This is a genomic window from Erythrobacter sp. HKB08 (assembly GCF_004114695.1).
In the GTDB taxonomy this organism is placed as follows: Bacteria; Pseudomonadota; Alphaproteobacteria; order Sphingomonadales; family Sphingomonadaceae; genus Parerythrobacter_A.
In genome coordinates, this window is record NZ_CP035310.1 from 1,747,942 (window position 1) to 1,760,776 (window position 12,835).

Here is a 12,835-nt window from a genome sequence, read left to right on the forward strand (position 1 = left end):
GTCGAGCGAGAAGTGTCAATCGGCGAGGCCCGGCAGCCCTTCGAGCTTGTAGAAACGCGCGGCGTTGCCTGCATAGAGATCGCGTTTCTCCTCGGCGGTGTAGCCATGGGTGATCCGCTTGAAGGCGTTCCACAGCACCGGATAGGTCGCGCCCCAGCGGTCCACCGGATAGTTGCTTTCGAACAGGCCGCGCTTCGTGCCGAAGGCCTCGATGCAGGTTTCGATGTAGGGCCGCCACATGGCAGCCAGGGTCTCGGAGCCGAGGCCCTTGGCGGGGCCGTCTTCCGGCAGCCCGCAGAACGCCATCGCCAGGCCTCCGAGCTTGACTGAAACATTCTCGCATTCGGCAAGGGCATGGATCTTGGTGCGCCATGTGTCGAAGCGTTCGTGCAGCTTGCCCGAATAGCTCGCGATATTGAGCGGCGTGCCGCAATGGTCGAGCATGATCGGCTGGTCGGGAAAAGCCTTGGCCAGGTCGATCACGTCGTCGAGTTGCGGCTCGATCACCCAGGCATCGAAAGTCATGCCTCGCTTGCCCACTTCCGCGAGCCCTTCGCGGAAGCGCTTTTCGGCGTAGAGACCTTCAGGAGCATGGAAGGGGGCGCCGAGCACTTCGCCATCCTTGTCCCACGCGCCCTGGTGTCGAATGCCGCGGAACCTGCCGTTACCGGCAGCATCCAGCGCATCGAGCACTGCGCCGGCATGTTCGCCTGCGAGCAGGTCAGCATGGCCGACGATCCCGGCGCAGGCGCGCACATCGCCATAGAGTCCGCTCGCGCTTTGTGCCGCTACGCCATTGACGAACTCCACTTCACCGACAGGCTTCATGCGTTCGTCCGCATCTGCGCGATAGAAGGCGCCGCATTCCATGAAGACCGTGCCGACGATGTTGTGACCGGTCGTCAGGTCGGCGAGCAACTGGTCGAATGTGTAGTGGGCCGCACCTGCAATCGCATCGATGAACGGGTGACGCGGGTCGGGAAATGCGGGCAGGAGAGGGCGAAGATCCCACAAGTGGTGGTGCGGATCGATGATCGGCAGTTCCGGTTCGAGAATCTCTTCACTCATCGCAGTTTCCTCCCTTTGGCGAACTTGTTGCACGCGCCGCGCCGCTTCGCAAAGCCGTCATCGCACAATTCACGCGGAGGATTCCCAATATCCCTTTGCTTTGCTAGTCTTGCTGCAAAAGGGAGCGGGTCATGCATTACCTCGGGAAATGGTCATTACTGCTGGCGGCTGGCGCCATGGCTGCCTCGTCGCAACTGTCGTTCGCACAGGACCAGACGCCGCCCGAGGACGAAGAGCATGCGATGGACAGCATCATCGTCACCAGCACCCGCATCAGGCAGGGTGGCGTCCAGGACATCAAGCAATTCCGCTCCGTCTCGCTCGATGGCAGCTTCCTGCCCAAGCCCGACACGCTCACGGTTGAAGGCCTGCTCGGCGAATACGACCTGTCGTTGCCTGTGCTGGAAGGGTGCGCGCAGACTTTCTGCATCGCCGGCCATGCGATGTCGGCGAACCTGCCACTGCGGCCGGAAGACAAGTATTTCGTCGGGCTCGGCTTCGGAAGCAATGTCGATGCAGACGCCCTAAAGCAGGAACCCCTGACACTCGTCGCCGTGGCCGATCGCTCGGGCTCGATGGATGGCGAGCCGATCGAACGCTTGCGCGACGGCCTGCTCGAAGTTCTCGCCCGCCTGCGCGACGAAGACCGGTTCGGCCTGGTGTCCTTCGAGACCACGGCCAAGACGGAACTGCCGGTGATGGAAGTCGGTCCGAACCGCGCCCGGATCGCCAAGGCCATTCGGGGCCTTGAAAGTGCGGGCTCGACCAATATGGAAGCGGGCCTGAAGATCGGTTACGATCTCGCCCTTGCCGACAAGCGCCAAACCGGGCGCAAGAGCCGCGTGATGCTGCTGACCGACGAGCATCCCAATGTCGGCAATACCGCTCCCGACGGGTTCATGGGCATGGCGGTCGCCAATTCGAAGCAGGGCGTCGGCCTCACGACCATCGGCGTCGGCATCCACTTCGACAATGCGCTCGCGCTGGAGATTTCGAGCGTGCGCGGCGGCAACCTGTTCTACCTCGCATCGGACGGCGATGCGCGCGATCTCTTTCGCCGTGAATTCTACAACATGGTGACCGAGGTCGCGCACGATGTCGCGATCACCATGACCCCGGCCGAAGGCTACAAGGTCAATGCGGTGTTCGGCGTTCCGAACGACCTTCTGACGCAGGCCCCCGACGGCGCAATCACCGTGCGGATCGGCTCTGCTTTCCTGTCGGAGAACGCCGGTGGCATTTTTGCGACGCTCGGCCGCGACAGCTCGCGCGAGTTCCTGCCCGAAGCGACCGTACCGGATGGCAAGGCGCTGCTGGACGTCTCGATCGATTATACAGATGCGCTGTCCGAACGCCCGGGTAGCGCCAAGGCGTCGGTCGGCATGCCAGGCGGCACACCACCGGCAAATCTCGCGACGGCGAAAATGCTGGTCGATGAATATCTCAGCCTGACAAAGGCGCTGACCGCCTATCATGAGGAAAACAATCGGGACGAGGCATATCGCCTGATCGACGGCTTTTCGAAGCGGCTGGCCGCTGCACCCGACCGGCGGCTCGATGAAGAGCGCAAGATGGTGCGCGGCCTGCGCCAGCGCGCAGCCTATCTGGCCGGGCTCAGTTCGGAGCTACCGGACGAGATGCGCCCGCTTGCCGTGATCGGTCGCTGGGAAGTCACTTCGCAGCGCGGCCTGAAGGACATCGCACGCGGCGATATCGTCGAGATCACGAGCGACAACGAACTCATCACCTATCGCAAGAGCGGAAGGCAGGCCGGGACCGAGATCACCCAGACGTTCCAGGTGAACGAGAACCAGTTCTACATCGACTACACCGACCTTGTGTTCCAGTACCGCGTGCGCGGCGACCGGCTCACCATGTCGACGCTCGGCAACGAGCTAAGGCTCAACCTGAAGAAGATCGAAGGTTAAGCGACTGCGGAATTGGCAGCGCTGAGGACGGCGCGGACGCTGGCGGTGGCGACGTCTTCGTCGATGCCGCAGCCCCAGATCGTCTCGCCATCCGGTGTCCTGCATTCGAGATAGGCTGCGGCACGCGCGTCGCGTCCCGTGCCCATCGCATGCTCGGTGTAGTCGCAGATCTCGAGCTGGAGGCCGAAGCTTTCCTCGATCGTCGTCAGCACCGATGAAATAAGGCCGTTGCCGCGCCCACTGACGCGCTGTTCCTGCCCCTTGACCGCGATGGTGCCGGTGAAGACCCGCGTGCCGTCGCTCGCGCGGCTTTCCTCGTAATCGACGAGCTGGAAGTGCTTGTCGGCGGTCTGCACGTGATAGGCAGACTGGAAGGCCGACCAGATATCGGCCGCATCCAGTTCGCGGCCGAGCTTGTCGGCAAGGCGTTGCACGTGGCGCGAGAAATCGGCCTGCATCGCCTTGGGCAGCTTGAGGCCCTGGTCCTGTTCGAGCACCCAGGCAAAACCGCCTTTACCGCTCTGCGAATTCACGCGGATAACCGCTTCGTAATTGCGACCGAGGTCGGCCGGATCAATCGGCAGGTAGGGAACGCGCCAGGTTTCGTCGTTCTGCTTCGAATGCGCCTCGAAGCCCTTCTTGATCGCATCCTGGTGGCTGCCGGAAAAGGCCGTGAAGACCAGTTCGCCGCCGTAGGGGTGCCGTTCGTGGACCGGTATCTGGTTGCAGTATTCGACGGTCTCGATGATCCGGTCGATATCGGAAAAATCGAGGCCCGGATCGATGCCCTGCGTGTACATGTTGAGGGCGACGGTCACGAGGCAGCAGTTGCCGGTGCGCTCGCCATTGCCGAACAGGCATCCTTCGACCCGGTCAGCGCCGGCCATCAGGCCAAGCTCGGCTGCTGCGACGCCGGTGCCTCGGTCATTGTGGGTATGGAGCGAAATCACCGCGGCTTCACGGTTCGGCAGGTTGCGGCAGAAATACTCGGTCTGGTCGGCATAGATATTGGGCGTCGCCGCTTCGACCGTCGCGGGCAGGTTGAGGATGATCGGATGTTCCGGCGTGGGGGCGAGAACCTCCATTACCGCCTCGCAAACCGAGATCGAGAAATCGAGTTCGGCGGTCGAGAAGGTTTCCGGCGAATACTGGAAATGCCAGTCGGTATCTGGGCGCTTGCCCGCCTCGTCGCGCATGACCTTTGCGCCCTCGACAGCGATCCGGCGAACCTCGTCCTGGCTCATGCGGAATACGATGTCGCGCCATGCCGGCGATACTGCGTTGTAGAGGTGGACGATGGCCGCCCGCGCACCGTCGAGACTTTCGAAGCTGGTGCGGATCAGGTCTGCGCGGCTCTGCGTCAGGACCTGCACGATCACATCGTTGGGGATTCGACCCGAACGCACCAGGCCTTGGATGAAGTCGAATTCGGTCGCGCCTGCGCTGGGGAAGCCGACTTCGATTTCCTTGATCCCGATACGCACGAGCTCGTCGAAGAAGCGGTTCTTCTTCACCGCGTCCATCGGGTCGACGATCGCCTGGTTCCCGTCGCGCAAGTCGGTCGATAGCCAGCGCGGCGGCGCGGTGATCGTGCGGCTCGGCCATTGGCGGTCGGGCAGGTCGATTTGCGGGAAGGGCCGGTACTTCTGGCTCGGCTGCGAAAGCATGGTCATGATGTCGGGGCTTTATTCTGAAGGCTGTCGGATCGGCTTGCTTTCCCTTGGGCGCCCCGCGCGCCTCAAGAGCACGCGTTACGTCACGCCCAAGGGCGTGTAAGTCGAAGGAGAAGCGATCCGTTGCGCGTCATGGCTTGCACATATGCCGATAATTGCGCGCGTGGCAAGATGCTTGAAAAGGAAATGCAGCGAGGGCTAGGCAGCGGAATGACTATAGAAGCAGACATGAACAATCCGCTCTACCGGGCGATGGGTTTGAAGCGCATCGTCACGATGGACCCCGAGGGCCGCGCGACGCTCGAATACGAGGCGCGCGAGGAGATGTGCCATTCGGGCGGCGTGGTGCAGGGCGGTTTCATCACCGGGTGGATCGATGCCGCCATGGCCCATGCGGCGATGGCGCGCCATGGCGAGGGCATCACTCCGATGTCGCTGGAGCTGAAAGTCAGCTTCTTCGCCCCGACGAGACCGGGGCTCGTAATCGCGGAGGGCTGGGTCGAACGGCCCGGTCGCCGGACGACATTCTACGAAGGGCACCTGAAGGCTCCTGACGGCACTGTCCTCGCAAAGGCAACCAGCACCATACTCATCGCCGACGCGGCGCGGGTGCAGAAAGCGTCGGACGCAGCATTGGGGAGGTCATCGTGAGCGACGATATCAGGCCGTTCAAGCTGGCGATCCCCGACGCGGACCTCGTCTATCTCGCCAAGCGTCTCGACCGTGCAAGATTGCCCGAAGCGGAGCCTGTCGACGACTGGTCGCAAGGCACGAAGCTGTCCGCCCTGACTGAATTGCTCGCCTACTGGCGGCTCGAATACGATTGGCGTCGCTGCGAGAGGCGGCTTAACCAGACCGGCCAATATGTGACCGAGATCGACGGACTCGACATCCATTTCCTGCATGTCCGCTCGCCGCATGAGGACGCATTGCCGCTGGTCCTGACGCATGGCTGGCCCGGATCGGTCGTCGAATTCCTCGAGGTAATCCCGCGCCTGACCGACCCGGAAATGCATGGCGGAAAGGGCGATCAGGCATTCCACGTCGTCGCGCCCTCGCTCCCCGGTTTCGGCTTTTCGGGCAAGCCGACGCAAACAGGGTGGGGCATCGAGAAGATCGCTGGCGCATGGGCTACGCTGATGGAGAGGCTCGGCTACGATCGCTGGGTCGCGCAAGGCGGCGACTGGGGCAGCGCGGTGACCGCTGAAATCGGTCGTCAGGCCCCGAAAGGCTGCGCTGGTATCCATGTGAACATGGTCCCGGTGCGGATCGACCCGGCAGAGCTCGACATGTCGGACCCGGGTGTCCAGCGAGCCCTGGCCGGCGCGCAGTTCTACCAGGAATGGGATTCGGGATATTCCAAGCAGCAGAGCACGCGCCCGCAGACGATCGGCTACTCGCTAGTCGATTCCCCGGTCGGGCTTGCAGCGTGGATTCTGGAGAAAATCTGGGCTTGGAGCGACAACGACGGTTCGCCGTTCGACGCGCTCTCGCTCGACACGGTGATCGACAACATCATGCTCTACTGGCTTCCGGCGACCGGTGCTTCGGCGGCGCGGCTCTATTGGGAAAGCTTCGCCAAGTTCGGCGGCGATTCGGTCAAGGTTCCGGGCGGTGCGAGCCTGTTCCCGAAGGAAATCATCGCAGCGCCGGAAAGCTGGGCGAAGCGACTCATTCCGGAGCTTGTCCACTGGAACGAGCTGCCGAAGGGCGGCCATTTCGCTGCGTGGGAGCAGCCCGAAGTGTTCGCCAACGAATTGCGCAGCTGTTTCGCGAAGATGCGCTGAGCGGCGCGTTACCGCCAGCGCAGCCGATCGGCTGTAAGCTGGTCGACCGAAGTGACGCCCATCAAGCGCATCCCGCGTTCGATCTCGTCCTTCAGTATTCCGATGGCGCGCTCGACTCCGGGCTGTCCGGCGGCGGCCAAGGCGTAGAGGTAGAGGCGCCCGCCGCTCGCTGCCGTCGCCCCTGCGCAGAGCGACTTGAGCACGTGGGTGCCGCGCCTGACGCCGCCGTCGCAGATGACCTCGATCTCGCCGCCCACGGCATCGACGATTTCGCGTAGCTGGTCGAAGGGCGCGCGGCTGCCATCGAGCTGCCGCCCACCGTGGTTCGAGATCATGATCGCATCAGCCCCGATCTCGACTGCCCGGCGGGCATCGGCTGCGCTCATCACGCCCTTGAGGCAGAATGTGCCGCCCCAGTCCTGCCGGATGCGCGCGGCGGTATCCCAATCCATCGAGGTATCGAGCATCGTGTTGAAATATTCCGCGATGCTGACTGCCTGGCTCGACCCCTCGCTGACATGGGTGTCGAGGTTGGGCAGGCGGAATTTTTCGCGCAGGAGATAGTCGAGCGTCCAGCGCGGGCGCGTCGCGTAACTCCACACGGCGGATGGCGTGAAACGGGGCGGGGTGGTGAAGCCGGAGCGCAGGCAGCGCTCGCGCTTACCCGAAACGATCGTGTCGACGGTCAGCGCGAGAGCATCGAAACCCGAAGCCTGGCAGCGTTCGATCATGCTCCGGTTGAGGCCGGAGTCCTTGTGCACATAGAGCTGGAAGAGCTTGGGGCCGGAGGTGAGTGCGGCGATCTCCTCGATGCTGCGCGTCGCGAGGCTGGAGATACCGAACCACAGGCCGAACTTCTCGGCCGCCCTGGCGACCGCGGTCTCGCCCTGCCAGTGAAATGCCCTCTGTACGGCGGTCGGGCTGAGCATCAGGGGAAGCGCGCTTTTGCGGCCCATGATCGTGCAGCTCGTGTCGATCTCGGCAACGCCTGCCAGCACGTCGGGGACGAGGTCTGCGTCGTCGAAGGCGCTGGTGTTGCGAGCCTTGGTCAACTCGTCGTCGGCCGCACCGTCGATGTAGTCGAACACGGGCCAGGGCAGCCGCGCCTTCGCCAGCTTCCGGAAGTCGTCGATATTGTGACAGTCGTCGAGCCGCATGGTCACCTTACATCGCCGATATAGGTGAACGGAGCCCAGGCGCTGGGATGCGCCCAGGTCGAAAAGTCCGCACCGTCTTTTCGCTCGTCCTCGCGGATTTCACGCATGGCGACCTGCAGGGCCTTGGCTCTCGACCAGTCGGGATTGTCGCGTTGCAGTGTGAGAAGCCTCCCGGTCATGAGCGCCGCCACCTCATCCTGCACTGGCCAATGCGATGCAAGCAGGCTTTCGGCTCCGGCGAAGAAGAACGAGCGGGCGAGACCCGACAGGCCCGGCGCGCCGTCGCTGCCATCTCCGGCAGCCGTGTTGCAGGCCGACAGGATGACCCAGTCCGCGCCGAGTTCGAGCAGTGTCACTTCCGATGCGGTCAACAAGCCGTCGTCCTGAGCGGTTGCCTCGCTGGGCGGAGTGAAGACGAGGCCCGGTTCGGCAGCCCCTTCGATTTCGCCTGCGAGCAGTCCGTGGGTGGCGATCGAGAGCACGCGCACTTGCGATAGGTCGGTGGAGCGCAATTGCCGCTCGGTCGCCTCGTCGCCGAGGAAGAGCGACACGTTCTCGTCGCCGAACACCTCTTGCATCGCGAGAAGCTCCGTGCGTGTGCCCGGTAGGCGGGCAAGGTTCCGGATGGCTTCGACATTCGCAAGCGTCTGCTCCCCGGCAGTCGCCCTGAAGCCGGCGGAAACCGGAATGCCGCGAGCGAGCGGCCGCCGCCTGCCGGGGCTGGTTCCGCGGGTCACTGCTTCCCCTGCAAGAACCGGGTCGCCGAAACCCATGACCTGCGCGTCCTCAAGCAGCTGGTCCGGATCGTCGACCGCGCGCAGCAGTTCGAGCGACTGTAGCGAGGGCAGTTGCACGATCGCGTGTCGGTCGGCGAGCCATGGGGTCGCGCGAAGCACAGCGGGATCGCCATCCGCGCCGCTCGGCGGTTCGGTCACAAGGACCGAGAAGGGCATCGAGGACAGCGAACCTGTAGCCGCGACGAAGAGGTGCTCGCGGTTGCCAATGTTGGCTGCATGCGGTTCGACGAGCTGCTTGTAGAGCAGGTGGGCTCGTGCCCGGTCGAAGGGAAACGAACCTTCGCCCTCGTTTGACCAGATCGCGTCCTCATCCTCCGTTACATTCACATTCGCGCCGAGATCCCACAGCAGCCGGCGAACATGCGCGTTCAGCTGCTCTTCGTTTATCTCTGCCCTGTGCCAGACGACACCGTCCTGCGAGACCGAGATCGAGTGCACTCCGAATTCGCTCGGGACGACGAGCAGGAAAGCTTCTTCTGAACCGAGCAGGGCCGTCGCCTCGTCAGCGGTAAGCGGTTGGGGCCGGACGAGTTCGAAATAGCCCGGGGAGGCTTCGCGAATCTGCCGGTCGATATCGTCGCGCTGGAAGCGCAGTTGGGCGACCCGGTTGTATTGCTGGCGCGATGCGCGCTGCCGCTCGGCCTCGCCGTCCAGCTCGACAGGCAAGCCCAGTCTGACCCGAGCATCGCGGCGCTCCGCATCCATCTGCGCGATGCGGTCGGTGACCGGCGAGCCTTGCGGACCGACCAAACTGTCCGCCGCTTCGATATTCGCGATCTGCCGGTCTATCTCCTCCCGCTGTGCGAGAAGGTCCTGCGCGCCGGCCTTGCTCGCGGCCCTTTCTGCAGCAGCGCGCGCGACGGCGCCGCTCGTCGAACCCATGCTGGCAAGCTGCAATGCGAGCAGTCCTTCACCTTCCGACCCGCCCGGTCCGGAATTGGCCGCCCAGAGGGCGTCGGCCTGGAGGACGAACCAGTCCGCATAGCTTCGATTGCCGAACCCGGCGAGCAAGTTGGACTGGTCCATCTGCATGCGCTGTTCGTCGCGATAGCTGAAGCTCAGCGCCTCGCGATAGGCGCGTTTACCGAACGCGGCCTGGTCGATCACCCGGAGCGTATCGGCGTCAACATCGCCGCGCTTCAGCCGCAGTTCGGTAAAGCTCGCCGCGAGGTCGTGCAGGTTGCCATTCGGATCCATGAAGCCTGCGCGCAGCGATCCGCGCTTGATCGGATCCGCATAGAATTCGCGCAGGTCGTTATCGGGATGAAGCACGATTTCGGACAGTACTTCGAGCGCTTCATCCTCCTTGCCGGTCGTGCCGAGATGGTGGCTGAGATATTCCGCCGCGGTCCAGGTGCGGAAGTTCCCGTGGCCGAATGTGTTGACGTAAATGTCGTAGGACTGCCTGAAGTACTGGGTCGCGAGCTCCCTCCTGTCTCCAAGGCGAAAGGCGAAACCGGCATCCCGCAACGCCTCGGCCCGCTTCTCGGAAGCCTCTCCATCGCGCTCGGCAAACAAGGCCGCGCGCTGGAGGTGGATTTCCGCTCGCCCGGCGTAATCGACGTCGTAAATTTGCTGGTCTAGTGCGGCGAGCCTTGCCTCGACATCCAGCTCAGCGCCTACTGCGTCGATTTTGTGCTCGAGATCCATCGCTGCGAATGCGCGGCGGTCTTTGTCCTGCCAGCCCGCTTGCGCAGCCGATTGCGCGTAGGCATCGACCAGTTCGTCGATCGTCTCGCGCAGCGACCTGTCCGAGTATGAAGCATCCTCGGCGGCGCCCGCTGCATATGCCTCGCTCGATACCAGCAGGGGGAGCCATTCGGCGTCGAATTCACGGACCCCCGACTGCGAGCCATCTTCTCCCAGCAGGTCCCGATACTCGCGATATGCCGACACGAGGGAATAGTCGACGCGGCAGCTGTCATCCGTGCAATCCGCGGCCTTCCGAAGCATTGGAAGGAGCGCCGCGCGGCGGATATCTAGCGCGCGATTGCCGGCACCGATCGTCTCGTAGAAGCTCGCCTGGTTGTCGAGGATCGCCTGGCGCTCTTCGGCCACTTCAGAGCATTCGAGGTCGAGGGCTTCGGTCTCGCAAGCGGCCCAGCGCTGTTCGAACCGCCCAAGCACCTCCTCGAACTTCGCCGCGCCATCTTCCGTGCGACCGACATCGTGCAACAGGTTGGCGTAGCTTTCGATCCAGTTCGAGACAGTCGAGATGTTGTGGCTGCACCCGCGGATGAACATTCCCTCGACCATGCCGCACCCCAGCGCGACGCCGACCATGTGATCGAGAAAAAATGCGTAGTGATCGACCGCATCGAGCGTGAACCCATTGATGCGCATGGCCTGGGCCAGGTCGCGCCGGGCAAAGGCGGTTTCCTGCGATTCCGCACCGTGAATGCGGGTCGTCGCTTCGACGACGTCGACGAGGATTTTCTGTGCCTCGCTCGTGCGCTCACCGCGCATCAGGTAGGAGGCATGCAGTTGCAGTTCGGCGGTGTATTCCGGGCTGTCCTTGCCGAAGCGCGCCTTGATCAGCGCGAGTAGCTTGTCGGAGTAGAACGGAGCCTCGTCCCAAGGGGCGTCGAACACGGCCTGGCGGGCTGCGGCGATCGCGGGGTCGTCATCGCCGGGGCGCGACCACTGCGCCGCTGCATCCTGCGGTAGGAGCAGGGTCGACAGGGCCAGGGCAACGGCGGTGAGAAGTCCCCTCTTCATCGGGGACCAAGGTGCTGCAGGCGGGCGGCGAATGCAACTCCGCCGCCCGCCCGAAGGATCAGTTCTTTTCCTTGTCGACCAGCTTGTTCTTGCCGATCCACGGCATCATGCCGCGCAGGCGAGCGCCGGTTTCCTCGATCGGATGGCGCTCGGCAGCCTTGCGAGCCGCCTTGAGTTCGGGCTGGCCGGCGCGGTTGTCGAGCACGAAGTTCTTCACGAAGCGGCCCGACTGGATATCGGCGAGCACGCGCTTCATTTCAGCCTTGGTTTCGTCCGTAATGATGCGCGGGCCAGTGGTGATGTCGCCATATTCGGCCGTGTTGCTGATCGAGTAGCGCATGTTGGCGATGCCGCCTTCATACAGCAGGTCGACGATCAGTTTGGTTTCGTGGAGACACTCGAAATAGGCCATTTCCGGCGCGTAACCTGCCTCGGTCAGCGTCTCGAAACCTGCCTGGATCAGGTGGGTGATGCCGCCGCAGAGGACTGCCTGCTCGCCGAACAGGTCGGTTTCGCATTCCTCGCGGAAGTTGGTCTCGATGATGCCCGAACGGCCGCCGCCGACGCCGCTGGCGTAGGCGAGGGCAACGTCATGCGCATTGCCGCTTGCATCCTGGTGGATCGCGATGAGGCAGGGAACGCCGCCGCCGCGCTGGTATTCGCTGCGCACGGTGTGGCCCGGGCCCTTCGGCGCAATCATGATGACGTCGATATCCGCCGGCGGTTCGATCAGGCCGAAGTGGATGTTGAGGCCGTGGGCAAAGGCGAGGGCGCTGCCCGGCTTCATGTTGCCCTTGAGATCGTCTTCCCAGATCGCCGCCTGGTGCTCGTCGGGCGCGAGGATCATGAGGATGTCGGCCCACTTGGCCGCTTCCTTGTTGCTCAGCACCTTGAAGCCTGCAGCCTCGGCCTTCTTCGCGGTGGCCGAGCCTTCGCGCAGGGCGATGGCGACTTCGCCGACACCGCTGTCACGCAGGTTCTGTGCATGGGCGTGGCCCTGGCTGCCATATCCGAGAACGGCAATCTTCTTGTCCTTGATCAGGCCCAGATCCGCATCGGCGTCGTAGTAAACTTTCACGTCAATTCCCCAATTTCTGCTCTTTGCCTTCCCAGCGAAAGCCGGGAGGAGTGTCCACAAATTCTCGCTTGGTCGAGCCCGACCCCAGCTATCGCCAGGCGGCTTGAAATCCTCAGGCGCCCTCCGCGCCGCGCATCATCCCCACGATACCCGTACGGCCGACTTCGACCAATCCCAGCTCGCGCATAAGAGCGATGAAGCTGTCGACTTTGTCGGGCGGGCCGGTGATCTCGAAGATGAAGCTTTCGGTCGTTGTATCGACCGGATGGGCGCGGAAAATGTCGGCGAGACGCAGCGCCTCGACGCGCTTTTCACCGACGCCTGCAACCTTCACCAGCGCTAGCTCGCGCTCGACGTGCGGTCCTGCTTCGGTCAGGTCGGTCACCTTGTGCACCGGCACAAGGCGTTCGAGCTGGGCGTGAATCTGGTCGATCACCTCGGGCGGGCCGTTGGTCACGATCGTCACGCGGCTGATTGCGTGATCCTCCGTGATGTCGGCCACGGTCAGGCTGTCGATGTTGTAGCCGCGCGCGGTGAACAGACCGGTGATCTTGGCGAGGATCCCGGGTTCGTTGTCGACGGTGACGGCGAGCACGTGGCGCTCGGACTGGGCTTTCGTGATCTTCATG

9 protein-coding genes are annotated in these 12,835 nt (G+C 63.6%); 3 read left to right on the forward strand and 6 right to left on the reverse strand.

Features of this window, described 5'->3' with window-relative positions; translation table 11 throughout:
• Positions 1-15 precede the first annotated feature (15 nt).
• On the reverse strand, positions 16-1,068 hold the full coding sequence (locus EO245_RS08390) for an amidohydrolase (RefSeq protein WP_128892493.1): 1,053 nt from the start codon (positions 1,066-1,068) through the stop codon (positions 16-18).
• Between the two features lie 131 nt (positions 1,069-1,199).
• On the opposite strand from EO245_RS08390, the gene EO245_RS08395 reads away from it, so the two are divergent.
• Positions 1,200-2,996, forward strand: coding sequence for a VWA domain-containing protein (locus EO245_RS08395; RefSeq protein ID WP_128892494.1), 1,797 nt, complete (start codon positions 1,200-1,202; stop codon positions 2,994-2,996).
• Here EO245_RS08395 and leuA read toward each other — a convergent pair.
• Complete coding sequence (leuA, locus tag EO245_RS08400) at positions 2,993-4,669, reverse strand: 2-isopropylmalate synthase (RefSeq protein ID WP_128892495.1); 1,677 nt, start codon at positions 4,667-4,669, stop codon at positions 2,993-2,995. The two genes, EO245_RS08395 and leuA, sit on opposite strands and share 4 nt — an antisense overlap.
• 210 nt (positions 4,670-4,879) lie before the next feature.
• Here leuA and EO245_RS08405 point away from each other — a divergent pair, with 210 nt between their 5' ends.
• Positions 4,880-5,320, forward strand: a complete 441-nt coding sequence (locus EO245_RS08405; protein ID WP_128892496.1) for a PaaI family thioesterase — start codon at positions 4,880-4,882, stop codon at positions 5,318-5,320.
• Positions 5,317-6,456 carry an epoxide hydrolase family protein gene (locus tag EO245_RS08410; protein ID WP_128892497.1) on the forward strand — a complete coding sequence of 380 codons (1,140 nt, stop codon included), beginning with the start codon at positions 5,317-5,319 and terminating at the stop codon, positions 6,454-6,456. Before EO245_RS08405 ends, EO245_RS08410 begins: the two co-directional genes overlap by 4 nt.
• 8 nt (positions 6,457-6,464) lie before the next feature.
• On the opposite strand, the gene EO245_RS08415 is transcribed toward EO245_RS08410, so the two are convergent.
• From EO245_RS08415 to ilvN, 4 genes are all read right to left on the reverse strand, one after another.
• Entirely contained in the window at positions 6,465-7,613 is a 1,149-nt protein-coding gene (locus tag EO245_RS08415) for an alpha-hydroxy acid oxidase (protein WP_128893515.1), read from the reverse strand.
• Between the two features lie 2 nt (positions 7,614-7,615).
• A complete protein-coding gene (locus EO245_RS08420) occupies positions 7,616-11,128 on the reverse strand; it encodes a CHAT domain-containing protein (protein WP_128892498.1) in 3,513 nt (1,170 codons plus the stop codon).
• A 58-nt stretch (positions 11,129-11,186) separates the two neighbouring features.
• Positions 11,187-12,206, reverse strand: a complete 1,020-nt coding sequence (gene ilvC, locus EO245_RS08425; RefSeq protein WP_128892499.1) for a ketol-acid reductoisomerase — start codon at positions 12,204-12,206, stop codon at positions 11,187-11,189.
• Positions 12,207-12,318: 112 nt separating this feature from the next.
• A complete protein-coding gene (gene ilvN / locus EO245_RS08430; protein ID WP_128892500.1) occupies positions 12,319-12,834 on the reverse strand; it encodes an acetolactate synthase small subunit in 516 nt (171 codons plus the stop codon).
• Position 12,835 lies beyond the last annotated feature (1 nt).